Raw genomic sequence first — 24,379 nt, forward strand, 5'->3', positions numbered from 1 at the left:
CATTAAAATCCAGTTGTCCAAGTTTTCCAAGGAAGCACTCCCAAGATAAGGAGCCATCCTAATCCATAGAAGATAAAAATACGCTTGAAAGCGCCCACATTGGTCTTCTGCTTTTTGTGTAGTACCCAGCCTATGGTAACAAGGGTTACTGCTACTATACCGAAAGGATGCTCTACAAGCATCTTTCTCAGGTAAGCATCCTGCATCACTCCCGCTCCCATGCTACTCCAATTTTGAAAGAGCGGTGTTACAAAGTAAAGGATCATTCCTAAAGTAACTTGTATATGGGTGAAAATGAGTGCAAAGAGGTGTATGCGTAGGTCTGTTTTGTTATAAGAGCGTTTCTGTAGGAGCCCAAAAAGAGCATTGACTGTGGCAAATAGGAGCATCACCAGTACGATATAGGCGGTGAGGGAATGCGCTGTTTTTATTAGTTGATAGAACATTTTATTAAAGTGAAAAATGAAAAGTAAAGTCGCGTGAGCGAGTATATGAGTATAGTTAGTACATTTAATTTGCTATTCGAAATTGAATTCTTTTCCGTCCTCACTCAGGAGGGTATTGGTAAAGAGGGTTTTAGCTTCATCTTGGAAGCCCCTCTTGTCCTTATAGCGAGAGGAATAATGTCCCAGAATAAGGGTTTGTGCTTCTGCAGCTTTGGCTATTTGAGCGGCTTGTAGGGCAGTGGAATGCTTGGTGCGTTCTGCTAAGGTACGGTTGTCCTCAAGGAAAGTACTTTCATGGTAGAGTACTTGTACTCCTTTGATAATAGGCACTATTTCAGGGTGGTACAGGGTATCACTACAGAAGGCATAACTTTTCGGAGGAGCAGGAGGAAAGCTCAGCATCTCATTAGGAATACGCTCACCGGAATCCAAGATAACGTCCTTGCCATTTTTGATATTTTGGTAGTAACATACATCAATTCCGAGGGTTTGTACGGCATCTACATTTAGCTTGCGTTCTTTGTTTTTTTCCTTAAAGAAGAAGCCATTGGCATAGATACGGTGGTCAAGGGGGATGGTAGTTACCGAGAGCTTATCATCCTCAAAAATCACCTCACTTTCCTGGCTCTCTAACTCATGAAAGTGTAGGGGGAATACCATGTGAGCTCCACTGACCTTCAGCAGTAGGAGCATCGCTTCTTTAGCCCCTTTTGGCGCGTGGATATGCAATTCTGCTTCCCTACCCTGAAGCTGAAAGGTAGAGATGAGTCCAGCCAAACCATAGAAGTGGTCACCATGCAGGTGGGAGATGAAGATATGCTTAATGCGGGCAAACTTGGTGCTGGATTGTCTGAGTGCCATTTGAGTCCCCTCCCCACAATCAATAAGAAAGAGGTGCCCGCGCATCTCCAAGAGCTGAGCGGTAGTACGAGCCTTCTCCCGAGGGGAAGCACTATGGCAGCCTAAAGTAGTTAGTTTCATTTCTCTGAAAGAGATTATAAGCTTTAAGAATTTCCGGCAAAGATACAAATAATAATGAAAAACGAAAAACGAAAAGTGAAAAACATAGTTAAGTGAAAAGTGAAAAATGGTGGACGTGAGCTAAAGTTGCTGAATACCTGCAATAGAGGGAAAAACGAAAAGTGAACAATAGTCAAGAGTGAGTTGTAAGAGATGCTTTTTATGTAGGAAAGATAACCTACTAATCATCAAGGAAATAAAGATTAGCGATTAACAATTAACAATTAATCAGTACTCAATACTCATTAAATTTTGTACTTTTGCCCTTTGTAACATTTCAAAAGAGAAGAACAGATGAATGAAATACGACATAACTGGACTTCGGAGGAAATCATGGCTATTTATAACAAACCTCTGATGGATTTGCTTTATCAAGCGGCTACTGTTCACCGGCAGTACCATGACCCTAATTCGGTACAGGTTTCTACCTTGCTTTCGGTCAAGACAGGGGGGTGTTCGGAGGATTGCTGCTACTGCTCTCAGTCCTCCCGCTACCATACCGATGTGGAGATAGAGCCTATGATGAGTATTTCTCAAGTAAAGGCGCAAGCCTTACGAGCCAAAGCCTCTGGGAGTTCACGTGTATGTATGGGAGCTGCTTGGCGCAATGTAAAGGATGGACCTGAATTCGATCAAGTATTGGAGATGGTACGTACCATCAATAAGCTTGATATGGAGGTGTGCTGTACCTTAGGAATGCTTACTGAAAATCAAGCAAAGCGCCTTTCAGAAGCAGGGCTTTATGCCTATAATCATAACTTGGATACCTCTGAGGACTATTATAAGGAAATAGTAACCACACGTAGTTATGAAGATCGTCTTAAGACTATTGATAATGTGCGCAAGACCAATATTACGATCTGTAGCGGTGGCATCATAGGCATGGGCGAGAGTCTGGAAGATAGGGCAAAGATGCTCGTTACCCTTTCCAGCCTTGATCCCCAACCAGAATCAGTGCCTATCAATGCCTTAATTCCTATTGCGGGTACCCCCCTTGAGGAGCTGCCACCGGTGGATATATGGGAGATGGTACGTATGATAGCTACGGCACGTATCGTGATGCCTCACTCCCAAGTGCGTCTTTCGGCAGGGCGTACCCACATGAGCCGAGAAGGGCAAGCCTTATGCTTCTTTGCGGGTGCTAACTCTATTTTTGCTGGAGATAAACTTCTGACTACTCCCAATCCCGATATTAAGGAGGATATGCACATGCTCGAGGCACTGGGAATGCGTATGCAAAAACCTTTTGAGACACATCCGCAACCGGTAACGGTAGAGGCAGCGGATTCTCAAATTCCTGCTCTTGGGGAAAAACCAAAATGGTCAAGACCTAATAAAGGAAAAGTGAAAAGTGAAAAGTGAAAAGTGAAAAATGATGGGCACGAGCTAAAGTTGCTGAATACCTGCAAGAGAGGGAAAAATGAAAAACATAGTTAAAAGTGAAAAATGAAAAAAATGATTTTATTAATAAGTGCATTGTTTTTTATGCAATGTTCTAAATCGGGCACCCCTTCAAATGCTCAAGAACCTTCCACAGAGGCAAGCACTATTGTGCGCTTGGTGAACCAATATCGGAGTAAGGTATGTGATTGTGGAGCTACCCCCTTCAAAGCAGTTCCTCAAGTGAAGTGGAGTAAGCGAATCTCGGAGGTTGCCCAGGCTCATAGTGAGGATATGGCACGGCGAGGGAAGCTGGATCATTATAGTGCCAATGGCGATGGTCCAGGGGCACGCCTAAGAAAGGCAGGTTACCGATGGAGCTTCTATACAGAAAACGTAGCACAAGGTAACCTTACCCCACAACAGGTGATGGAACTATGGATGAAAAGCCCTGCCCATTGTGCTAATATTATGAATGATAGAGTAAATGAGGTGGGAATAGGACATAGTGGTACTTACTGGACACTACTTTTTGGAAGTGAAAAACGAAAAATGAAAAATGAGTAATGAAAGATTTTACTTTGTTCTAATGGTGGTGCAAGTGTACGAATGTTTTTGAATTATCAATAGTTAGCATAGTTAATTGTTTTAAGCCATTGGTTTGTAATGAAAAAGCCCTCTTGCGGAGGGCTTCAGGTGTTAAATAAAATTCAGTTCATGACTACTGAATACCGTTTGCTGCACGGCGGATGTGCTCAGCTATATCATATAAAGCAACTTGGAGTTGAATTTTTTTGGCTCTGTAAAGCCTCCTTCTCCTTCATTATCCTCTCTTCCCTGCAATTTGTTATATATCCATGAAGAGGATTTACTAAAATAATCTTGAGACAATTTTCCCCAAGATACCTCACATAACAATGTCATCTAATAGTTGTATCATTGTTCTTTTCTTTTTCTATGACTGTATCCATATATTTTTTAGGATACCGTCCGGAAACTTTTCGGATAGCATCCTACGGTGTTATTTTTTAGAATTTGCATTTTTCTTTAAGATATTATCCCCTTTGAGGATATAATATGTTCTTTTTATTGGATTTTTGTTTTCTACAAGATCTTCCCATTTGTCCAAAGAGGTATCATTTTTCTGTTCCCATTTTTTCCCATTGAGGAGTACTTCTTGAACCTCAGGGGCAGCACAACATCTTTTATTAGAGAGAAACTCTCCTTTGATGGTGATATTGATCACTTGGTCAGGAGTTTCTAACCGATATAATTCTTCTCGCTTACCCAGTTTTCTTTTTATGTCATTAATTACTGAGAAGGAATAACCTATATAATTGGTATTTCTAATAGGCTTATAAAAAGACTTTCCATATCCTTTGCCTATTTTAGTATCTAAAATCTCACCTGTTTTAGCAATTTTATGCAAGGTTGCATTTGCTAAAAAATCCTCATACTTTTTATCTGCATAAAAAGTAAAATCTTCAAAAGGCTCTCCACAGCATGGGGAAGTTTCGTCATTGTTATTTTTATTATCCTTATGACAGGCAACCAAGCTTACCATAACAAGGAATAGGTATATCAACTTTTTCATAATGAGCAAGATTAATGTATGTTAACAATCATTTTAATACTTCTTTCTTTAGTAGAGGTGTTTTCCTGCTACAAAATTATAATAAAAAAGTGTGAAAAGCAATGGGGATTTTAAAAAAAAGTATAAAATATTATAAATAAAAAAATACTCCCAAAATATATGCTTTTAGGAGTATGAATTTTAGTTTTTGAAAGTTTTAAATTAGCCGATAGTATTATTTACTTCATTGACTAAGTGAGAGATAGCATTATTGGAAGGAGTGGGTTTGTTCACGAATTCAGAGATAATGGCTTCTTGTAACTTAATAGCATCGGTAATGGCAGGGTCGGAAGCGATTTTGTGGATGATTTGTAAGGTAGCATTCTTACTAAGGAGGATGACATTCCACAGGTTCTCACTTACAAAAATCTGCTGGGTGATGTTATGTTCGTACTCTGCATTGATGTGTTCAATCAGGAGCAGTTCATAGGCTTGCTTATCAGAGGAGGCAGGAGCCACACGTAGGGCGAGCTTCTGAGGGCTTGTACGGTCAAGGAGTAATACTAAGCGTTCGTATGCCTGTAGTCGCAAGGGGAGTGCTTCCTTTTGAAGGTCTTTGATAAGGTGCCAACGGCGTTTTTTGTCTTCATTCTTGAAATATAATAGAAAGAAGAAGTAAGCCATCACAGCAACGATCACTGCAGGTAGGCAATAAGAGAGTATTTGTATAAACATAAGAATCAATAATTAAATTCAATAATGAGAGATAAACAGTGAAATTTTTTAGTTTTCAAGGGATATAAGCCCTATTCCCTTAAACATACGCTTATGTGTTAAGTTTAAGAGCTAAGACAGCACAAAAGTAGTAAAAATAATTGAATAACAAAGCAGTGCCTAAAAAGTATTTTAGGGATTCTATTTTTTAAAAAGGAGCCTTGTTCTTCTAGGAGCTATTTTTTGTTTTACTGTGTATATCCAAAGCGCTTAAGCTGTTTGAGGTCAGAGCGCCAATTCTTATTAACCTTCACGTAGAGTTCCAAGTGTATTTGCTTACCGAAGAATTTTTCCAGATCATATCGGGCTTGGATACCTACCTTTTTGAGAGCTTCTCCCTTGTGTCCGATGAGGATTCCCTTTTGGCTATCCCGCTCTACCATGATGATACTTCGGATACGGATGATATGTTCCGTTTCGGAGAAGGTTTGCGTTTCCACCTCTACTGAATAAGGGACTTCCTTCTTATAGTTGAGAAGGATTTTTTCACGGATGGTTTCATTGACAAAAAATCGTTCAGGCTTATCGGTAAGCTGGTCTTTAGGATAGAAAGCCGGGGAGGGTGGGAGTAGTTCCAGTAGGCGATGGAAGAGAGGTTCCACATTGAAGTTCTCCAAGGCAGAGATAGGATATACTTCCGCTTTTGGGACTTTTTTTTGCCAGTAGGAGAGGGCTTGCTTTACAGAAGGTTCATCAGAGCGGTCTATCTTGTTCACCAGTAGCAGGATAGGGACTTTAGCCTCATTTATTTTCTTGAAGAATTCCTCATCCTTGAGGTCTTTTTCGCCTATTTCCACCATATAGATAAGGATATCTGCATCCTCGAAGGCATCCCTTACAAAATCCATCATGGAGGACTGCAGTTGATAAGCTGGCTTGATGATGCCAGGAGTATCGGAGAAAATCATTTGGAAATCCTCTCCGCTGACAATTCCAAAGATACGATGGCGGGTGGTTTGTGCCTTAGCGGTAATAATAGAGAGCCTTTCCCCTACAAGGGCATTTAGGAGGGTGGATTTCCCTACATTAGGGTTTCCAATGATATTAATAAATCCAGCTTTGTGCATAACTTAAAAAGCAAAGGTTAATGATTTATTTCATTTGATGAAGACCAGTTCGTTATCCTTAGAGTATTTTGGGTCAAAGCAATACCCATCAGTATGGAATCCTTTGAGTTCCTCTACAGAGGTAATCTTATTCTGGGCAATGTAGCGTACCATTTGTCCGCGTGCTTTTTTGGAATAGGAAACAATGGTTTTGAGCGTACCATCCTTCCAGTTCTTAAAGACAGGGGTTATGATGGTTGCTTTGAGCTTTTGGGTGTCAATAGCTCTGAAATACTCTGTGCTGGCAAGGTTTACAAAGAGTTCTCCCTCATGGAGTTCCTCCTTGAGGGCGAGGGTAATCTTCTTTTTCCAGAAATCATATAAGTTACGTGATTTTCCAACGAGGAGTTTTACATTCATTTCCAAGCGATAAGGAGCAATGAGGTCTAAGGGCTTGAGCAGTCCGTAGAGCCCAGAGAGAATTCGTAGGGAGGACTGTAGCTGTTCGATCTCTTCTTTTTTAAGGCTGTAGGCGTCAAGATTTTCATATACGGTACCTGCATAAGCGAAGATTGCCTGACGGGCATTTTCTGCCGTGTGAGGGAGAGAGAAATCCTCATTGCGTTCCCAGTTGAGCTGTGCCAGGCTCATGGAGATATTCATTTTCTCGGATAGTTCCTTAGGGGAGAGCTCTTTTAAAACCTTGTGTATCTGAGCAACCTCCTTTTGGAAGATGGGTTGAGAGTTTTCTTTTACAGGAAGAGAAGAAATGAAGTTCAAAGTTTTTGCAGGAGAAATGATCATCTTCATAAGCGTTTATTTAAGGAGTTCTATAAGGTCACTGATGATGCTTTGTCCTTTATCCTGGTTGTACCATTTTTGGAGGTTTTCCTTGAATTCAGGAGAGAGCTTTCCATGTTCTTTTTTGTAGGTTTCCACCATTTGAGTAGCCACTTTTGGGCGAGGTCCCCACACATGGAGTACCTCAAGGGTATTGCTGTCCAAGATGATAAGGATAGGAATCGCCATGGCTCCATTGGTAAGGAATTGGTTCATAAGGTCATGGTTATCATCACGGAGGACAATTCTTAAGTGGATAAGAGGGTTGCTTTGTGCGATTTTAGCCAGTACAGGGAGAATCTGAGCGGCATCGGCACACCAGCATTCGGAGATGACCAGCCATGTTTGTTCCTTTGTGATATGGGCAAAGAAAGCCTGTTGTTCTTCGGTGAGTTCTAAGGTGTTATCTATACGTTTGATGCGTTGGCGATTGAGCTTGGTGAGAGAGACCATGAACTCGGATTGGTCGGTTCCGGTGGTTTTTCCTTGTAAAAGGAGGCTATCCATAAGGTTTTTGTAAGCCTCGTAAGAAAAGGCATTGTTAAGACTTTCTTTTATCATAAGAATGAATCATTAATTATACAGGGACAAAGGTACGAATTTTTAGTGAAAAGTGAAAAGTGGAAAGTGAAAAATGGAGTCGCATGAGCGAGTATGTGAGTGAAGAGTGAAAGATAATATATAGCCAGCGAATGTCATTTATTATTAAAAAAAGACCTTCTTCTCTATTATTATTTAGACTTTTTACAAATTAAGTCTAATAAATAAAATTTTTTTTTAATTTCATTAAGATGTTATATTTTTGCACCGTGATAACATACCTAAAAGTATTTTATTAGGGATGCACTATAGAAGGAAGATAATTTTTCATTTTTAAATAGCTTTTTTATATGAAAAAGAGTAAGAACCATAAGGGGAATGCACTGCGGGCGATATGGCTTTTGGCAGTGTTTTTTCCTATATACTTATTTGGACAAGAGGCTTCAGGCGACCCGGTGAAAGGGAAGGACTTGTTCAAAGCCAACTGCGCCGCTTGCCATAAGTTAGAAGGGAAACTGGTGGGACCTCCTCTTGGGGGGATCACTGAAAAGAGGTCTGCTGAATGGTTGCACAAATGGATTAAGAATAGTAAAACCTTAATTGATGCAGGTGATAAGGACGCTGTAGCCGTTTTTGAGGAATATAATAAGGTACCTATGCTCGCTTATGAGACGATCCTTTCCGATCAAGATATAGACAATGTACTTGCTTATGTAACAGACCCCAGCAAGGCAGAGGCTGCAGCTACTCCAGCGGCTCCAGCTACAGACCAAGCTACCGCAGGCACGGCTACTTCCGGTGGTGATACGCCGGCTCCTGTTGCTAAGGAAAAAGGTAAAGGCTCCCTTATGTTGGTACTGCTTCTTGGCTGTGTGGTATTGCTCTTGGTATTCGTGTTTGTGATTATAAAGTCCAACCGAGAAATTCGTAAATTAGCTAAGGAGAATAACAGTGAAGCGTATCTCAAGCAGAGTAAGTACTATCCTTTGTGGAATATATTTGTCAAGAACAAAATTATAGTAGGGACGCTTATTGTTGTGCTTTTCTTCTCCTCTACCTATTTTGCTTTTGGCTACCTCATGCAAGTGGGGATAGACCAAGGATACCAGCCTATTCAAGAGATTCATTACTCCCACAAAATCCATGCGGGAGATAACCAGATAGATTGTAAGTTCTGTCACTCAGCAGCACGTACTTCCAAGACTGCAGGGATTCCTTCGCTTAACGTGTGTATGAACTGCCATAAAACGATTGATGAATATACCGGACCTGTAACGGCTGAATATACTAAAGAGTTCTATGATGGGGAAATTAAAAAGCTATATGATGCTGTAGGCTGGGATGCTGAAAATGCTCGCTATACAGGGGTACAGAAGCCTGTGAAATGGACACGTATTCATAACCTTCCTGACCATGTGTACTTTAATCACTCTCAACATGTTACCGCAGCTAATATTGCTTGCCAACAGTGTCATGGAGATGTACAAACGATGGAAGTGGTTGAGCAACATGCTCCCCTTACTATGGGCTGGTGTATTAACTGTCACCGTACTACCAATGTAGATGATGCCAATCCTTATTATGAAAAGATACATGAGCAATTGGCTAAGAAATATGGTAAAGAAAAACTCACCATCGCTGAACTCGGTGGTTTAGAATGTGGTAAGTGCCACTACTAATAATGTTTAATGATTAACGCCGATAATAATTAATTATGGGATCATTAATCATTAATCATTGATCATTAACCATTAATCATTGAAATTTATGTCATCAGAAAAAAAATATTGGAGAAGTGTAGAGGAATTGGATACAGAGAATCCTGTGATAGAGCAAATTCATCAGAATGAGTTTGTGGATAAGCTCCCTACGCTCTATTCAGGCGAGCACGAATTTTTATCCAACAAGGAGGTGATGGAGGATTCCTCCACCACGCGTAGGGACTTTCTCAAGTATGTAGGATTCACCACAGCAGCAGCAGCATTGGCTGCCTGTGAAGGACCTGTACATAAGGCAATTCCTTATGTGGTAATGCCCGAGGAGATACGTCCAGGAATTCCAGACTACTATGCTACTACTATGGCGGATGGGTTTGACTTTGCTTCTGTACTGGTGAAGACCCGTGAGGGGCGCCCTATCCGAGTGGAGAATAACCGAGAAGCAACCTATCGTGGTTGTGGGAATGCGCGTGTACAGGCTTCCGTACTTTCCTTGTATGATAGTCTGCGAGCCAGAAACCCACAGCGAGGATCAGAGAATATCACTTGGGATACCCTTGATAGTGCTGTGATGAAAGCCCTAAATGAGGCACAAGCACAGGGAAAGCAAATCGTCCTTTTAACCGGTACTCTTGCTAGTCCCTCTACAGAAGGGATCATTAAAGAATTTACTGAAAAATATCCCAATACCAAGCACGTACAATATGATGCTGTTTCAGAGGAAGCAGCGGTACTTGCTTTTGAAAAGAAATATAGCGTTCGTGCCTTAGCGGACTATGATTTTTCCAAGGCGGAAGTGATTATTTCCTTTGGAGCAGATTTCATTGCCGATTGGCAAGGAGGGTATGAAGAGGATTATGCTAAGGGACGTATTCCTACTAAGGAAGGCAAGATGTCCAAACATTACCAGTTTGAGAGTAATATGTCGCTCTCTGGTGCTAATGCGGATGTACGTATAGCCCTAAAGCCTTCTGAGCTAAAGATCGCTTTAGCTAAGTTCTATGGGTATCTTACAGGGAAGACGGTAGGGGGGAACTTACCTGAACGTGCTGATGCAGCCGTGAAAAAAGCTGCTGAGCAAGCCCAAAAAGCCGCTGGTAAGGCGGTCGTGGTAACTGGAATTCAGGACGTGAATGCGCAAAGCCTCGTGCTTGAAATCAACGAGGAGGTACTCCATAGTGTTGCTTTGTGTTATGAAACTCCTGTGTATATCCGTCAAGGAAATGCTGCTGATCTCAAGCAGCTCCTAACCGATATGAATGCGGGCAAAGTAGGGGTGCTTATTACTGCTAATGTGAATCCGCTATATACCCTATCCGCATCTGATGCAAAGGCTTTTGAAACCGGTCTTAGCAAAGTGGCAACTTCAGTCGCTTTTTCACTTCGTGGAGATGAGACTGCCTTAAAGACCACTTACCTTGCTGCAGCGCCTCATTACTTGGAATCTTGGGGAGATATCTGCATGAAGGAGGGGTATTATTCCCTTATGCAACCCACTATTCGTCCACTCTTTGACACTCGTCAATTACAAGAGGCTTTGCTTAAATGGAGTGGTAAGGATGCTAATTATTATGAATACTTAAAGAATTACTGGAAGACAAACCTACTTAAGGATGGTTATGCTTGGGAGAAAGCCCAACATGATGGTTTTTATTCTTATGAGGAAGTGAAGAGGTCAGAGAAATCACTTATTTTGGATACAGCGCCTATGCTGGCAGCCCTTACCGCAGCTTCTCAAGAAGGATTTGAACTCACGCTATATACCAATACGGGGCTTGGTGATGGACAACAAGCTAATAATCCTTGGTTGCAGGAATTGCCAGACCCTATTACCCGTGTAACCTGGGATAACTACCTTACCATGTCCGCCAGTGATGCTAAAGAACTTGGCATCAAGAATTGGCATGTAGCTAATGGTGCTTTGGATGGAGACTATGCTGAGATTCAAGTAGGAGAGGTAAGGCTTAAGGTACCTGTTCTGATCCAACCAGGACAGGCAAAAGGTTCTGTAGGGCTTGCCTTTGGTTACGGAAGAAAGGCAGGCATGAAGAAAGAGATGCAAATAGGAGTGAATGCTTACACCCTTTACAACAACTACAACAACGTACAGCCCGTTACTTCTATTAAGAAAGCAGAAGGCACTCATGAATATGCTTGCGTACAGCTTCACAATACCCTTATGGGTCGTGGTGACATCATTAAGGAGGCAACCTTAGAGGAATTTATCACGAAGGATGCTAAAGAATGGAACAAGAAACCAGAAGTCTCCTTAGATCATAAGGAAGTGAAAGCTACCTCAGTAACTTTGTGGAAAGAATATGACCACAGTACGGGGCATTTCTTTAACTTGGCGATAGACCTGAATGCATGTACAGGGTGTGGTGCTTGTGTAATAGCCTGTCATGCTGAGAATAATGTGCCTGTAGTAGGGAAGAGTGAGGTAAGGCGTTCCCGAGATATGCATTGGTTACGTATTGACCGTTATTATTCTTCAGAAGAGACCTTCGATGGAGACCTTCAGAAGGTAGAAGGGATAAAAGGATTAGGCGCTGCTCTTACCACTTTTTCAGAGATGGAGACCCCTTCGGACAATCCGCAAGTGGTGTTCCAGCCTGTGATGTGCCAGCAGTGTAATAATGCTCCTTGTGAGACCGTATGTCCTGTAGGGGCAACCTCTCATGGGGTACAGGGACAGAATCACATGGCTTACAACCGTTGTGTAGGTACACGCTACTGTGCGAACAACTGTCCTTATAAGGTACGTAGGTTCAATTGGTTCCTATATAGTAATAATAATGAATTTGATTATTACATGAATGACGACTATGGTAAGATGGTACTCAACCCTGATGTAGTGGTACGTTCTCGTGGTGTCATGGAGAAATGTTCTTTCTGTATTCAGGAGACTCAAGCGGTTATTCTTCGTGCTAAGCGTGAGAATCGTGAGGTAAAAGTAGGTGAGTTCAATGATGCTTGTGCTTGTTCCTCCGCCTGTGGTACAGGAGCGATGACTTTTGGAGATATGAACAATCCAGAAGATCCTATTGTAGCCTTAAGTGAGGATAAGCGTATGTACCACCTATTAGAGCACATAGGTACCCATCCTAATGTATTCTATCAAGTAAAAGTAAGAAACAGCGATTAATGATTAATTTATAACGATTAATGATTAATAATTAATAATTAACAATTGATAATTAAAAAATATGGCATCGCATTACGAAGCACCTATACGAAATCCGCTAATAGTAGGAGATAAGACCTACCATGATGTTACTGTGGATGTTGCGCGCCCTGTGGAGGGGAAAGCCAATCGTCTGTGGTGGATAGTATTCTCTGTAGCCTTAAGTGCCTTTTTGTGGGGTTTGGGCTGTATTGTCTATACGGTATCCACTGGGATAGGCGTTTGGGGACTTAATAAGACCGTAGGTTGGGCATGGGATATCACCAACTTTGTATGGTGGGTAGGGATCGGTCACGCCGGTACACTTATTTCCGCCGTATTGTTACTTTTCCGTCAGAAATGGAGGATGGCTATTAACCGTTCAGCGGAGGCGATGACGATCTTCTCAGTAGTTCAGGCGGGTATTTTTCCGATTATCCACATGGGTCGTCCGTGGCTTGCCTACTGGACAATGCCCATCCCGAATCAGTTTGGTTCCTTGTGGGTAAACTTTAATTCGCCTTTGTTATGGGACGTATTTGCTATTTCCACTTATCTTTCTGTATCCTTGGTATTCTGGTGGACAGGTTTGCTTCCTGATTTTGCTATGTTGCGAGATAGGGCGGTGAAACCTTTTCAGAAGAAGATATATAGCTTGGTGAGTTTTGGTTGGAGTGGAAGGGCGAAGGACTGGCAGCGTTTTGAGGAAGTTTCCTTAGTATTAGCTGGCTTGGCAACCCCCTTGGTGCTTTCAGTGCACACCATTGTATCCTTTGACTTTGCCACCTCAGTAATTCCAGGTTGGCATACCACGATCTTTCCGCCATACTTTGTCGCAGGGGCGATATTCTCAGGGTTCTCTATGGTGAATACATTGCTTATTATCATGCGTAAGGTAAGCCATTTGGAGGATTATATCACCCTTCAGCACATTGAACTGATGAACTTGGTGGTAATGATTACCGGTTCTATTGTAGGATGTGCTTATATTACAGAGCTTTTTGTATCTTGGTATTCTGGGGTAGAATATGAGCAATATACATTCCTTAACCGAGCTACAGGTCCTTACTGGTGGGCATATTGGATGATGATGTCCTGCAATGTGTTCTCACCACAGTTCATGTGGATAAAGAAGTTACGTCGTAGTATTCTTTTCTCCTTCTGTATATCCATCGTAGTGAATATAGGGATGTGGTTTGAGCGTTTTGTGATTATAGTAACCTCTGTGCATAGGGATTACCTACCTTCCTCATGGACAATGTTTTCTCCTACCTTTGTTGATATAGGGGTGTATGCAGGTACCATAGGTTTCTTCTTTGTGCTTTTCCTTTTGTATGCGCGTACTTTCCCAGTGATAGCGCAAGCCGAAGTAAAATCCATCCTGAAATCCTCTGGAGAGAAGTATAAAAAATTAAGAGAAGCAAACCCAAATAATTCCCATTAGTTATGAATAAGAAAGTAGTACAAGCAATCTATAATGACGATGACGTTCTTTTGGACGCTGTAAAGAAAGTACGAGGAGTGAACCTCAAGATAGAGGAGGTATATACACCGTTTCCGGTACATGGATTGGACGAAGCGATGGGACTTAAGCATACTCGCCTTGCTATAGCCTCCTTCATATATGGCTGTATAGGGCTTGTAGTGGCTGTATTGATGATGAAATACATCATGATAGATGACTGGCCACGTAATATAGGAGGAAAGCCTAATTTCACCTATATAGATAACCTGCCTGCCTTTATTCCTGTAATGTTTGAGATGACCATTTTCTTTGCAGCGCACCTTATGGTTATCAGCTTTTATATGCGCAGTAAGTTATACCCTTATAAGAAGGCAGAGAATCCTGACCCACGTACTACCGACGACCATTTTCTAATGGAAGTGGAGAGTACAGGCAACGAGCAAGAGCTTGTAAAGTTCTTGGAAGAGACAGGTGCCATAGAGGTAAAAATAGCAGACAAAAAAGCCATTGAGATATGAAAAAGATATATATACTTGCCCTATTGGTAGGGGGTCTTTCGCTTACTTCTTGTTTTCACAAGGATAAGCCGAACTACCAATATATGGCAGATACCGATATGTACTTTCCTGTGGGTTATGAGACCTATCAGGAGATTCCCCAGGGCAATACAGCCTTCAAGGGGAATATGGAGGCACAGCTCCCTCCAGAGAATACCATCAAGCGAGGGTGGATGCCCTTTGCATACCCTAATACCAATGAAGGCTATGAGGATGCTAAGGCAAACCTAAAGAATCCGCTCCTTGCCGATAGTTTAGCGATAAAGGATCACCTTAAGGAAGGGGCTGCCCTATATAACATCTATTGCATGGTATGTCATGGCTCAGAAGGAGATGGACAAGGAATCTTAGTGAAACGTGAAAAATACTTAGGAGTTCCTAACTATAAGGATAGAGAAATCACACAGGGGAGTATCTACTATGTGATTTATCACGGGCGTAATGCTATGGGGTCTTATGCCTCTCAGATTACTGAGAAGGAGCGTTGGCAAGTAGCCTTATATGTAGAAGAACTTCGTAATAAACTCTTAAATAAATAACCCACTTAATAGAAGAAGAAATTATGTATTCGTTTTCAGGAAAAATCAAATTAGTAGCCATCCTCAGTATGGTAGTGGGGCTTTTAGGTATTGGCTATAGCTTTATAGCTGTGCCGAGCACAGTGGAGGCATTGGGAGTACCAGCAGGAGGAGATGCTGCCCACGCTGAACATGTATTACAACTATTGAAGAATAAGCCATGGGCGGCGCTTTATGTAGCAGCCTTATTCTTTATGCTTATAAGCTTAGGGGTGTTGGCTTTCTATGCCATTAACCGAGCTGCACAGGCGGGATGGGCACCCATCCTCTTTAGGGTGATGGAAGGAATCACAGGCTATTTGCCTGTGGGGGCACTTATTTTCTTTGTTCTATTGGTGCTTTCAGGGCTTCATTTGAATCATCTTTTTATCTGGATGGATCCGCAAGTGGTAGCGCATGATACGGTGATACAGGGCAAAACAGCTTATCTGAATGTACCCTTTTTTCTTATAAGAACTGCCATATATCTACTAGGATGGATAGGCTACCGACAAATTACTCGTAGGCTTTCTAAAGCACAAGACCAGGCAAGCGATAATCGTCCTTTTGTGAAGGCATTTAAGTGGTCAGCAGGTTTCTTGGTGTTCTTCTTAGTTACTGAATCCATGATGTCATGGGACTGGATTATGGGGTTAGACCCTCATTGGTTCAGTACCTTATTTGGGTGGTATGTGTTCAGTAGCTTTATCACCGCTTCTATAGCAGCGCTTATCTTGGTTACGATCACCCTTAAAGGACAAGGTTACTTAGAACATGTGAATGATAGTCACTTACATGATTTAGCTAAGTATCTTTTTGGGTTCTCTATCTTCTGGGCATATCTTTGGTTCTCCCAGTATATGTTGTATTGGTATTCCAATATTCCTGAGGAGGTTACCTATTTCATCACACGGTTGAATGATTTTGAGCCCGTGGTATTGGGTATGCTTGCTATTAACTTTCTTTTGCCATTGCTTATTTTGGTAGATTCAGATATCAAGCGCAAGCCATGGGTGATAGGTATTATGTCGGTGGTAATCCTTGCCGGACATTATTTGGATTTCTATAATATGATTATGCCTGCTACTGTGGGCGACCAATGGAGTATAGGCATAGGAGAGATAGGGAGCGTAGTGTTCTTCTTTGGACTGTTCACTTATGTTACCTTCCTTACCCTCACCAAGGTGCCATTGATAGAGAAAAGACACCCACTGATGGGCGAAAGCGAACATTTTCATTATTAATAAATATTTTCTAAGAATAAGGAATGAAAAATAGATTATTTTTCACTTCTTTTTTATTTTAACATTTCTTCTGTTTGTGCATAAAAACATACATTTCATGTCCTGAGAAGGATATTTTTATGGTAGGGAAGAATAAAAAGCATATCTTTGCATCGTGAAAGAGAATAATCTTGCAATAAGCAATAAATACTGTAATCTTATAACTTAATAATCATATTATGAAGAAATTTTTTCTATGTGCAAGTATAGCTCTTATAGGAGTGGCTTGCAGCAAAAGCAATGATGATGATCCTCAAAGTTCTGTGGTAACTCCTAAAGAAAAAACCACAGGTCAGGACAGGTTCAACCAAGTGAAGACACTTTATACCACCAATGACAAAGGACTTGTTACTAAAGTAGAGAAAAAGACCATTCGCGCAGGTCAAGAGGTGCCTTCAGAGAAAATTACTCAGGAGATTTCCTATTCAGAGGGTGAGACACGCCCTAACAAGATTGTTTACCAAGATAGTCGTGGAAAGGCTACTATGGAGTATTCCTATAATGGAGAAGGACAGATTACTCACATGAAGAAAACGGTTGAGATTGTCAATGGGAGCACCACTACCAAGACGGTAGATTTTGAATATAAGAAAGGCAGACTCTCCGCAGAGGTTTATAAGGAGGATTTGCGTGAGGTAAAATATACCTACCCTGATGCCAATACCGTAGTGGCTACCGAAGGAAATCCCGATGATACGAGTGTTAATACTCTTTTCACACGTACTACTTATACCCTTAAAGGAGGTATAGTAGAGAAAACTTTAGAGGAAAAAGGAAACGGGGGGAAGGTAAATCACAGTGTAGAGAGAACCTATGAGTATGACCCTGCAGTGAAAGAACCTGAGCGCAGTACGGTGTTCGACTATTTGAATAATACGCTTGATCCAAATATAGGGGTTCCCACAAGGGTAGGTGCCAAATCCCAACAAGCTCTTAAGAGCGTAACTAATCAGATGAAAGATATGACTCATGTCATAGCACCTAGTAAAACAACCTATGAATATGAAGTGGATGACAAAGGGTATCCTACCAAAGTAACCGAGACTACAACACAGGATGGAAGAGAAATCTCAAAATCCACTTACAATTATAGTTATTAAGAGTTAGCCGTTGAAGGCTAAAGGGTGATAAAAGAATTTTAGTGATCCAAAGGGCGAGCAATGAATTTTTCATTGCTCGCTTTTTCTTTTCTTATAATTGAAAAATAATTTATATCTTTGCAAAGGAAAAACAGCAATAGGTAGTCTGTTAGAGAATTTGATTAGGAGGGCGACCTGTTTTTCCTGAAATTTTACGTATATTTGAAAGAATAAAGAGATATTTTCCAATAAAAATAAATAACCTTGTTAGTAGACCGATTTATACCTAAGCCTTATACCCAAAAGGTAGATGTTGCCCAAGTGCGACATAGGGCACCGAGTAATATAGCCTTAGTTAAGTACTGGGGCAAGAAGGAGGGGCAGCTCCCTATGAATCCTTCTATTAGTTTTACCTTGACCCATTCCTATACGGAGACCGTTATAGAGATAGCACCGCGAACGGACTTTACTACGAGTTTTCAGATAGACTTTTATTTTGATGAGACGCCTAAGGATAATTTTCTACCTAAGATAGAGACTTTCTTTACGCGTATTCGCAACTACTTGCCTTTTCTTCGGGATTATTACTTTATCGTACGCACTCACAATTCCTTTCCTCATAGTAGTGGTATTGCTTCTTCTGCGAGTGGGATGGCAGCCTTAGCAATGTGTTTGATGAAGATAGAGCGCTTATTTGTTCCTGAGATGAGTGAGTTATATTTCTATGAAAAGGCGTCCTTTCTGGCGCGGTTAGGTTCAGGGAGTGCTTGCAGGAGTATTACCGGAAGCGTGGTAATCTGGGGAGAACATCCTGCGGTTGCCGATAGCTCCGATTTCTACGGAGTGCCTATAGGAGATGTACATGAGGTATTTGATACCTATCAGGATGCTATTTTGCTTATTGACAAGGGACAAAAGCCAGTGAGCAGTTCTATGGGGCACAGGCTTATGCAAGGGCATCCTTATGCAGAGGCTCGTTTTGTGCAGGCAAGGCAACATATAGCGCAACTTAAGGATATCCTACGTGAGGGAGACCTTCTTGCCTTTACCTCTTTAGTAGAGAGTGAGGCACTCTCCCTACATGCTATGATGATGACCTCCGACCCCTATTACTTGCTTATGCGTCCTAATACCTTAGCTGCTATAGAGCAGATATGGTACTACCGCATGAGCACCCAAGTGCCTGTATGCTTTACTTTGGATGCAGGAGCGAACATACACTTGCTTTATCCACATAGTTATCATAAAGAAGTAGAGAACTTTATTGAACAGACTCTTAGAAAATACTGCCAAGATGGAGAGGTGATCCATGACCAAGTGGGAAGTTAAGGTTTACGGTTAAGATAGAATTTGGATTGTGTGATAAAGGAACACAAAACCCTTCCTACCTTGATGAGGAAAATAAAAATAATTGGATTGCTATTGTGGAAAATAAGGGGCAAAAAAGAATTAATTTTATAGCGATTGATAATTGTATTGAAATCCTACGGGAAAAGGGTACAAAGGATAATAGTTGTGATGGAATGCTTTGCTATGAAACAAATGTTATTTTTGTAGAACTGAAAGATAGCAAGTTAAGAAATGCGAGTGATTTTATAAAAAAGGCGGCATTACAACTTAGAACTACCATAGAATATTTTAGAGAGAATTATAATTCAGCTAACTACAATATAAAATCAGCTTATATAGCCAATAAGAAAACAATACATCGGAACTATATTGAAAGAATGGAGCGTTTTGAAACAGAAACGGGGTGTATTTTGAGAATAGAGAACAGAATAAGAATACCCTCTTCTCCAAAATTTTAATAAATAATTTTTTGGTTTTTCAAGAAAAAGATGTAATTTTGTCGGACATAAAGATCTTAATTAATACAATAAACATTCATCCTTATGAAAAACCATTTGTTTATAGCAAGAAGAGCAGGGATTCTTCTTTTTTCAGTATTGGTGGCTCTTGGGCTTATGCTATGGCTTCCGTATGAGCCACAGACTAATAAGGGAATCGCCTTATTGGCATTGGTAGCCATTCTATGGCTTACCGAAGCGATACACATCACCATCACCGCTCTGATGGTGCCTATTCTGGCAATTGTATTGGGTTTGGTGGAGACCAAGCCAGCACTACAACACTTTGCCAATCCTACCATTTTTTTATTCTTTGGAGGCTTTGCCTTAGCCACAGCACTCAGTGTGCAGGGGTTGGATAAGTATATTGCCCACAAAGTACTTTCCCTGGCGGGAGGGAAGTTTTGGGTAGCCCTATTACTTTTGTTCTTGGTAACGGCGGGGCTTTCCATGGGGATCAGCAATACTGCAACGGCAGCTATGATGATTCCCTTGGGGATAGGCTTGCTTAAGAGCTTACCCTATCAAGAGAATAAACGCACCTATTGGTTTGTTATATTGGGGATTACGTATTCTTCCAGCATAGGAGGAATAGGTACCTTGGTAGGGAGTCCGCCTAATGCGATTGTCTCATCCAACTTAGGCATTACCTTCCAGCAATGGCTATGGTATGGAATGCCTGTGGTAGCGGGCTTGCTCCCTTTAGTGATTCTTGTATTGTACATCATCTTTCGTCCTAAGCTTTCGATTAAGATAGAGAAAACTGCTGAGGAACAACAACCCTTAACGGCAAAGCAATGGGGAGCCATTATTATCTTCGTTCTTACCGCACTCTGTTGGATTTTCTCTACACAACTGAATCCTCTGATAGCCTCTATCTTTGGCATTGGTAAGATGGGGGATTTTGATAGTATCATTGCCTTGGTAGCTGCCGCTTTGGTATGTACCTTTGATGTAGTGAAGTGGAGACAGGTACAAGAGCATACGGATTGGGGAGTGCTCTTGCTTTTCGGAGGAGGGCTTACCCTTAGCGCTGTGCTGACCTCCTCAGGCGCAAGTAAGGCGATGGTGGATGCTATTGTGTTCTTGATAGAAGGACAACATTACTTCCTTATAGGCTTGTTGGTGGCAACATTTATCGTCTTTCTTACCGAATTCACTTCCAATACGGCGAGTGCGGCGCTGCTTGTCCCTATCTTTATTTCCATAGCAGAGGAGTTACAGATGAATCCTATAGGGCTGGCTATGATTATTGGGATAGGAGCCTCCTGTGCCTTTATGCTTCCTGTGGCTACCCCTCCTAATGCAATAGCCTTTGGTACAGGAAAGCTTCCGCAGCAGGTGATGCTCAAGGCAGGTTTTTGGCTCAATGTCATTAGTATACTCTTTATCTCCATCATAGGGTACTACTTTTGGCTTTGATGTGCTGGGGAGACTAAAAAAATATAAGGCTTATAAAACTTTTTACCTTTTACCTTTTACCTTTTATTTTATTTTTGTATTTTTGTGCGCACAAAAATTTAGGTAAGAAAAGCTATGGCGAACCTTAAAGAAATCCGTAACCGAATTAACTCCATTAACTCCACTATGCAGATAACCAGTGCTATGAAGATGGTCTCTGCAGCTAAGAGCAAGAAAGCACAGGAGGTAATTGCAGCGATGAAACCTTATGCTCAAACCTTGGAGGAGCTCTTAGTGTCCCTCAAGGATGCCGTAGGTACCCTCTCTGTATATCTGCCTCATGAAGAAGAGAAGAAGATACTCCTTGTGGCTATCACCTCCGATAGGGGCTTATGTGGAGCATTCAATTCGGTAGTTATCAAGCATACACTTTCTCTTTTGGAAGAGAACAAGGACAAAGAAGTTTCGCTAATAACCATAGGAAAGAAAGGAAATGATCTTCTTAAGAAAACGGATAAGGTGGTGCGTTTCTGTGAGGGTTTCTATGACCAATTAGATTTTCAGAAGGTAGCAACCCTTGCCAGTGAGCTTATACAAGCCTATATGAGTGGAGCGTATGACCGTATTGTCTTGGTGTATAATAGTTTTAAGAATGTAGCTACCCAGATACTTACTCAGGAAGTGCTTTTACCTTTGTCCCTTAAGGAGGAAGAGACAGCTTCCCCTACGAACTTTATCTATGAGCCTTCTGTCTCTCAGATTGTAGAGGAGCTTGTCCCTAAGAGTCTTAAGTTGCAGTTATACAAGGCAATTCGTGACTCCATTGCTGCTGAGCACGGGGCACGTATGACCGCTATGCACAAGGCGACTGATAATGCCAGCACTCTGCGAGATGAACTTACTCTTACTTATAATAAAGCCCGACAAACTGCTATTACCAATGAAATCCTTGAAATTGTCTCTGGAGCAGATGCTTTAGGGTAAAAGAAAAGTAAAAAACTATGAAAAGTAGGTTTAAGATAGGAGAACGAGTATGGATATCTCCTCAATTAAGAGGGAAAGATAAGTGGATACAGGGAAGTATTATGCTACAGAAGGAGATTTAAGAGTGCTTTTTAGGGCAATAGAAGCGCTTAAGAGGGTAACATAGTTTTGCTTATCTGTTAGAGATATCGGAGCTTTTAAGATAGAAGATTATTCTGATTTTACGCAGGAATTTCAAACCGTTTAAATAGTTAATCATTTGGAATGTAAGATATATAAAGGAACCATTATCGTGAATGGTTCTTTTGTTTTTCAGAGATTAGGAACTGATTTTGCCACTTTTGCCAAAGGGGCTTATAAGCATCTGGAACTGGACTATCCTAAGTTTTTTAAGATGGACAACCTCAGTAAGCTGGCATTCTTGGGGGTAGAATGCCTTTTAGGAGGACTTTCTCCTGAGCAGAAATCGGCAACTGCCTTGCTCTTTGCTAATCGTTCTGCGAGTTTGGATACTGACCTTAGGCACCAAGCCTCTATAGAGAATCCTAAGGAGTATTACCCCTCTCCGGCGGTGTTTGTCTATACCCTGCCTAATATCTGTCTGGGAGAAATAGCTATCCGTCACGGACTTAGGACGGAGAGCACCTTCTTTGTTTTTGATAGTTACCCCAAGGAATTCTTCAAAAGCTATAGTGAGTACCTACGTTCTAAGGGACTTGCCCAGAGGGTACTCTGTGCTTGGGTGGAGCTCTTGGGAGAAGAATATAACCTAATGATTAATGATTAATTTTTAATGATTAATGACTTTTTTCACCCACATACCCAGCTGTGAGCACTCGCTGGCTATATTTTTCGTTTTTCACTTCCCTGCTCGCACCAGCGAAGAGAACAATAACTAATGATTAATTTTTAATGATTAATGATTATTAGCAATTTTTCATTTTTCATTTTTCACTTTTCACTTAAATGAGATTACACCGAAACTTAGTGGATGCCGTAGTGGACGGCTTCATGCAGATAAATAACGAAGGGCTTTATGCCGATAAGGTGATTGAGCGGCTCCTCAAGCGGGATAAGCGTTGGGGAAGTAAGGATAGGGCTTTCATTGCTGAAACGCTCTATGAACTGGTACGATACTTACGACTCTATAGTGAGATAGCCACAGAGAAAGTTCCTTATACGGTGCAGAGTTCAAGGCGTGTTTTCGCCGTATGGGCAGTATTGCGAGGTATTTCTCTGCCAGAATGGTACTTTGAGGGGACTCCTGAGCGGCGCATTAAGGGACGTTTTGATGAACTTTCCCATGAGCGTAAGTATCGGGAGTCAGTTCCGGATTGGTTAGATACTTTAGGAGTAAGTGAACTTGGCGAGGAAGCCTGGAGTGCTGAACTTCATGCACTGAACCAGATAGCTCCTGTCGTACTGCGTGCCAATGCCTTAAAGACTACCCCTGAAGAACTCCAGAAGATTCTTTTAGCACAGGGATATGAGACAGAGCGCTTAAGAGGAATTCCCGATGCTTTGGTTCTTGCCAAGCGTGCGAATCTGTTCCTTACAGATGCTTTCAAACAGGGACTTTTTGAGCTACAGGACGCTTCTTCTCAACGTGTGGCACCCTTGCTTTTACAGGACTTGGATAAGGGAAAATCCCTGAAAATAGCCGACTGTTGTGCGGGAGCAGGAGGGAAGACCCTCCATTTGGCTGCTCTTATGCAAGGTAAAGGTAGGCTTGTGGCGATGGACCTCTACCCACAGAAGCTCCAAGAACTCTCACGCAGAGCTAAGCGCAATGGGGCTTTCAATATAGAGACCCGCCTTATTGAGCCTAAGTACCTTAAGCGTCATCGTGGCGCCTTTGATGCCGTACTTATTGATGCTCCTTGTTCAGGCTTGGGAGTGTTACGCCGTAACCCTGATGCCAAGTGGAAGCTCACCCCTGAATTCCTTGACCAGATACGCACTACCCAAAGGGAAATCCTCCAGCAGTACAGCTCCCTTGTAGGGGAAGGAGGTACCTTAGTCTATGCCACCTGCTCAGTGCTACCCAGCGAAAATCACTTACAGGTACAAGCCTTTTTGCAAAGTAGCAAAGGAAGTGATTTTTCTTTAGTAGAAGAGAGGATAATTTCCGCTACTGAAGGCTTTGACGGGTTCTATATAGCAAAAATGAAATTAAAAAAATAACGGTTTCTTCTTTAATAGAAACGCCTTCTAAGGGCAAACCAACTGCCTGCTCCGATGCATAACAGAAGAAGCCATAACCAGGCGAAGGGGAATGTTCGCCTTTGGATTATTTCCTTTGATTGACGATACTGCTGGGTGAGATGGTTATGATGGCGAACAAGGTTATTATGAAAGAGGTGCTCTCTCTTGCTTACCTGCCCAAGAGAGGCTTTCAGGTGGAGACTCCCCCCTTGTACAACAAGGGTAGTACCATTGTCCTGATGTAAGGTAGTTAGAAACAATGGCTTACTTTGTCCGGTACTATCTGTTTGGCTTTGTAATTCTAGATCAAGATGCTCCCATAAAAAGGAGAAGAAAGAGGTATCCCTCTTGAGGGTAATAAGTTCAGAGAGGCTATCCTTTTCGCTGCGCTTTACCTCTTGCAAATGTTTTCTATGCAAGGCTCTACAAGAGGTAAGGAACAAAAAGACTAAGATAAGTCCTATAAGGATATACCCCATACGATGGAAAAAAATCATGGGA

General features: G+C 41.6%; 24 protein-coding genes and 1 pseudogene. 16 read left to right on the top strand and 9 right to left on the bottom strand.

Features of this window, described 5'->3' with window-relative positions; translation table 11 throughout:
• Positions 1 to 2: 2 nt before the first annotated feature.
• Together VJJ03_RS04290 and VJJ03_RS04295 are read right to left on the bottom strand one after the other, a co-directional pair.
• A complete protein-coding gene (locus VJJ03_RS04290) occupies positions 3 to 446 on the bottom strand; it encodes a hypothetical protein (protein ID WP_009745028.1) in 444 nt (147 codons plus the stop codon).
• Positions 447 to 518: 72 nt separating this feature from the next.
• On the bottom strand, positions 519 to 1,427 hold the full coding sequence (locus VJJ03_RS04295) for a ribonuclease Z (protein WP_323974038.1): 909 nt from the start codon (positions 1,425 to 1,427) through the stop codon (positions 519 to 521).
• Between the two features lie 333 nt (positions 1,428 to 1,760).
• Between VJJ03_RS04295 and bioB the strand changes: the two genes are divergently transcribed.
• The gene (gene bioB / locus VJJ03_RS04300; protein WP_009745030.1) at positions 1,761 to 2,828 is read left to right on the top strand and encodes a biotin synthase BioB; all 1,068 of its coding nucleotides are present in this window, start codon (positions 1,761 to 1,763) and stop codon (positions 2,826 to 2,828) included.
• A gap of 93 nt (positions 2,829 to 2,921) precedes the next feature.
• Positions 2,922 to 3,413 (top strand): CAP domain-containing protein, encoded by a 492-nt coding sequence (locus VJJ03_RS04305; RefSeq protein WP_323974039.1) that lies wholly within the window; start codon positions 2,922 to 2,924, stop codon positions 3,411 to 3,413.
• 192 nt (positions 3,414 to 3,605) lie between these two features.
• Here VJJ03_RS04305 and VJJ03_RS11490 read toward each other — a convergent pair whose 3' ends face one another.
• The 6 genes from VJJ03_RS11490 to VJJ03_RS04330 form a co-directional block, all read right to left on the bottom strand.
• Entirely contained in the window at positions 3,606 to 3,770 is a 165-nt protein-coding gene (locus VJJ03_RS11490; protein WP_416377843.1) for a DUF5053 domain-containing protein, read from the bottom strand.
• Between the two features lie 97 nt (positions 3,771 to 3,867).
• Complete coding sequence (locus VJJ03_RS04310) at positions 3,868 to 4,440, bottom strand: hypothetical protein (protein ID WP_323974040.1); 573 nt, start codon at positions 4,438 to 4,440, stop codon at positions 3,868 to 3,870.
• Positions 4,441 to 4,641: 201 nt separating this feature from the next.
• Positions 4,642 to 5,154 carry a hypothetical protein gene (locus VJJ03_RS04315; RefSeq protein ID WP_009745034.1) on the bottom strand — a complete coding sequence of 171 codons (513 nt, stop codon included), beginning with the start codon at positions 5,152 to 5,154 and terminating at the stop codon, positions 4,642 to 4,644.
• Between the two features lie 227 nt (positions 5,155 to 5,381).
• Positions 5,382 to 6,260 carry a GTPase Era gene (gene era, locus VJJ03_RS04320; protein ID WP_323974043.1) on the bottom strand — a complete coding sequence of 293 codons (879 nt, stop codon included), beginning with the start codon at positions 6,258 to 6,260 and terminating at the stop codon, positions 5,382 to 5,384.
• A 30-nt stretch (positions 6,261 to 6,290) separates the two neighbouring features.
• The gene (gene yaaA / locus VJJ03_RS04325) at positions 6,291 to 7,049 is read right to left on the bottom strand and encodes a peroxide stress protein YaaA (RefSeq protein ID WP_323974045.1); all 759 of its coding nucleotides are present in this window, start codon (positions 7,047 to 7,049) and stop codon (positions 6,291 to 6,293) included.
• A 6-nt stretch (positions 7,050 to 7,055) separates the two neighbouring features.
• The gene (locus VJJ03_RS04330) at positions 7,056 to 7,640 is read right to left on the bottom strand and encodes a thioredoxin family protein (RefSeq protein WP_323974047.1); all 585 of its coding nucleotides are present in this window, start codon (positions 7,638 to 7,640) and stop codon (positions 7,056 to 7,058) included.
• Between the two features lie 329 nt (positions 7,641 to 7,969).
• Here VJJ03_RS04330 and VJJ03_RS04335 point away from each other — a divergent pair, with 329 nt between their 5' ends.
• The 14 genes and pseudogenes from VJJ03_RS04335 to VJJ03_RS04400 all read left to right on the top strand — a co-directional run bounded on the left by VJJ03_RS04335 (position 7,970) and on the right by VJJ03_RS04400 (position 23,857).
• On the top strand, positions 7,970 to 9,298 hold the full coding sequence (locus VJJ03_RS04335) for a c-type cytochrome (protein ID WP_009745038.1): 1,329 nt from the start codon (positions 7,970 to 7,972) through the stop codon (positions 9,296 to 9,298).
• 88 nt (positions 9,299 to 9,386) lie between these two features.
• On the top strand, positions 9,387 to 12,482 hold the full coding sequence (locus VJJ03_RS04340) for a TAT-variant-translocated molybdopterin oxidoreductase (RefSeq protein WP_323974050.1): 3,096 nt from the start codon (positions 9,387 to 9,389) through the stop codon (positions 12,480 to 12,482).
• Between the two features lie 61 nt (positions 12,483 to 12,543).
• Positions 12,544 to 13,944: an NrfD/PsrC family molybdoenzyme membrane anchor subunit gene (nrfD, locus tag VJJ03_RS04345; protein ID WP_009745040.1), complete on the top strand. Its 1,401-nt coding sequence runs from the start codon at positions 12,544 to 12,546 to the stop codon at positions 13,942 to 13,944.
• Between the two features lie 2 nt (positions 13,945 to 13,946).
• Positions 13,947 to 14,483 (top strand): DUF3341 domain-containing protein, encoded by a 537-nt coding sequence (locus tag VJJ03_RS04350; RefSeq protein WP_009745041.1) that lies wholly within the window; start codon positions 13,947 to 13,949, stop codon positions 14,481 to 14,483.
• A complete protein-coding gene (locus VJJ03_RS04355) occupies positions 14,480 to 15,061 on the top strand; it encodes a c-type cytochrome (RefSeq protein ID WP_009745042.1) in 582 nt (193 codons plus the stop codon). The genes VJJ03_RS04350 and VJJ03_RS04355 overlap by 4 nt, the downstream gene beginning before the upstream one ends.
• A 23-nt stretch (positions 15,062 to 15,084) precedes the next feature.
• Positions 15,085 to 16,323: a quinol:cytochrome C oxidoreductase gene (locus VJJ03_RS04360; RefSeq protein ID WP_323974052.1), complete on the top strand. Its 1,239-nt coding sequence runs from the start codon at positions 15,085 to 15,087 to the stop codon at positions 16,321 to 16,323.
• 218 nt (positions 16,324 to 16,541) lie between these two features.
• Complete coding sequence (locus VJJ03_RS04365) at positions 16,542 to 17,462, top strand: hypothetical protein (protein WP_009745044.1); 921 nt, start codon at positions 16,542 to 16,544, stop codon at positions 17,460 to 17,462.
• Positions 17,463 to 17,705: 243 nt separating this feature from the next.
• A complete protein-coding gene (locus VJJ03_RS04370; RefSeq protein ID WP_323974054.1) occupies positions 17,706 to 18,770 on the top strand; it encodes a diphosphomevalonate decarboxylase in 1,065 nt (354 codons plus the stop codon).
• A 95-nt stretch (positions 18,771 to 18,865) separates the two neighbouring features.
• Positions 18,866 to 19,249 carry a hypothetical protein gene (locus VJJ03_RS04375; protein WP_323974056.1) on the top strand — a complete coding sequence of 128 codons (384 nt, stop codon included), beginning with the start codon at positions 18,866 to 18,868 and terminating at the stop codon, positions 19,247 to 19,249.
• Between the two features lie 84 nt (positions 19,250 to 19,333).
• Entirely contained in the window at positions 19,334 to 20,710 is a 1,377-nt protein-coding gene (locus VJJ03_RS04380; RefSeq protein ID WP_009745047.1) for an SLC13 family permease, read from the top strand.
• Between the two features lie 114 nt (positions 20,711 to 20,824).
• Positions 20,825 to 21,673: an ATP synthase F1 subunit gamma gene (gene atpG / locus VJJ03_RS04385; protein ID WP_009745048.1), complete on the top strand. Its 849-nt coding sequence runs from the start codon at positions 20,825 to 20,827 to the stop codon at positions 21,671 to 21,673.
• Between the two features lie 83 nt (positions 21,674 to 21,756).
• A pseudogene (locus VJJ03_RS04390) lies at positions 21,757 to 21,920 on the top strand (virulence protein); the annotation flags it as partial.
• Between the two features lie 12 nt (positions 21,921 to 21,932).
• On the top strand, positions 21,933 to 22,460 hold the full coding sequence (locus VJJ03_RS04395; RefSeq protein WP_040357940.1) for a hypothetical protein: 528 nt from the start codon (positions 21,933 to 21,935) through the stop codon (positions 22,458 to 22,460).
• 179 nt (positions 22,461 to 22,639) lie between these two features.
• The gene (locus tag VJJ03_RS04400; protein ID WP_323974058.1) at positions 22,640 to 23,857 is read left to right on the top strand and encodes an RsmB/NOP family class I SAM-dependent RNA methyltransferase; all 1,218 of its coding nucleotides are present in this window, start codon (positions 22,640 to 22,642) and stop codon (positions 23,855 to 23,857) included.
• 11 nt (positions 23,858 to 23,868) lie between these two features.
• Here the strand turns inward: VJJ03_RS04400 and VJJ03_RS04405 are convergent, their stop codons facing one another.
• On the bottom strand, positions 23,869 to 24,375 hold the full coding sequence (locus VJJ03_RS04405) for a hypothetical protein (protein WP_323974060.1): 507 nt from the start codon (positions 24,373 to 24,375) through the stop codon (positions 23,869 to 23,871).
• Between the last annotated feature and the right edge of the window lie 4 nt (positions 24,376 to 24,379).

This window comes from Capnocytophaga sp. G2 (genome assembly GCF_035282625.1).
Taxonomy (GTDB): domain Bacteria; phylum Bacteroidota; class Bacteroidia; order Flavobacteriales; family Flavobacteriaceae; genus Capnocytophaga.

Bases quoted from the DNA above. Each gene is read 5' to 3' on its own strand.
- VJJ03_RS04365 (WP_009745044.1), top strand. From the start codon at position 16,542: ATGAAGAAATTTTTTCTATGTGCAAGTATAGCTCTTATAGGAGTGGCT.
- atpG (WP_009745048.1), top strand. From the start codon at position 20,825: ATGGCGAACCTTAAAGAAATCCGTAACCGAATTAACTCCATTAACTCC.
- VJJ03_RS04315 (WP_009745034.1), bottom strand. From the start codon at position 5,154: ATGTTTATACAAATACTCTCTTATTGCCTACCTGCAGTGATCGTTGCT.
- VJJ03_RS04335 (WP_009745038.1), top strand. From the start codon at position 7,970: ATGAAAAAGAGTAAGAACCATAAGGGGAATGCACTGCGGGCGATATGG.
- VJJ03_RS04350 (WP_009745041.1), top strand. From the start codon at position 13,947: ATGAATAAGAAAGTAGTACAAGCAATCTATAATGACGATGACGTTCTT.
- VJJ03_RS04405 (WP_323974060.1), bottom strand. From the start codon at position 24,375: ATGATTTTTTTCCATCGTATGGGGTATATCCTTATAGGACTTATCTTA.
- VJJ03_RS04295 (WP_323974038.1), bottom strand. From the start codon at position 1,427: ATGAAACTAACTACTTTAGGCTGCCATAGTGCTTCCCCTCGGGAGAAG.
- bioB (WP_009745030.1), top strand. From the start codon at position 1,761: ATGAATGAAATACGACATAACTGGACTTCGGAGGAAATCATGGCTATT.
- VJJ03_RS04400 (WP_323974058.1), top strand. From the start codon at position 22,640: ATGAGATTACACCGAAACTTAGTGGATGCCGTAGTGGACGGCTTCATG.
- VJJ03_RS04355 (WP_009745042.1), top strand. From the start codon at position 14,480: ATGAAAAAGATATATATACTTGCCCTATTGGTAGGGGGTCTTTCGCTT.
- VJJ03_RS04310 (WP_323974040.1), bottom strand. From the start codon at position 4,440: ATGAAAAAGTTGATATACCTATTCCTTGTTATGGTAAGCTTGGTTGCC.
- VJJ03_RS04290 (WP_009745028.1), bottom strand. From the start codon at position 446: ATGTTCTATCAACTAATAAAAACAGCGCATTCCCTCACCGCCTATATC.
- VJJ03_RS04380 (WP_009745047.1), top strand. From the start codon at position 19,334: ATGAAAAACCATTTGTTTATAGCAAGAAGAGCAGGGATTCTTCTTTTT.
- nrfD (WP_009745040.1), top strand. From the start codon at position 12,544: ATGGCATCGCATTACGAAGCACCTATACGAAATCCGCTAATAGTAGGA.
- VJJ03_RS04360 (WP_323974052.1), top strand. From the start codon at position 15,085: ATGTATTCGTTTTCAGGAAAAATCAAATTAGTAGCCATCCTCAGTATG.
- era (WP_323974043.1), bottom strand. From the start codon at position 6,260: ATGCACAAAGCTGGATTTATTAATATCATTGGAAACCCTAATGTAGGG.
- VJJ03_RS04330 (WP_323974047.1), bottom strand. From the start codon at position 7,640: ATGATAAAAGAAAGTCTTAACAATGCCTTTTCTTACGAGGCTTACAAA.
- VJJ03_RS04305 (WP_323974039.1), top strand. From the start codon at position 2,922: ATGATTTTATTAATAAGTGCATTGTTTTTTATGCAATGTTCTAAATCG.
- VJJ03_RS11490 (WP_416377843.1), bottom strand. From the start codon at position 3,770: ATGACATTGTTATGTGAGGTATCTTGGGGAAAATTGTCTCAAGATTAT.
- yaaA (WP_323974045.1), bottom strand. From the start codon at position 7,049: ATGAAGATGATCATTTCTCCTGCAAAAACTTTGAACTTCATTTCTTCT.
- VJJ03_RS04340 (WP_323974050.1), top strand. From the start codon at position 9,387: ATGTCATCAGAAAAAAAATATTGGAGAAGTGTAGAGGAATTGGATACA.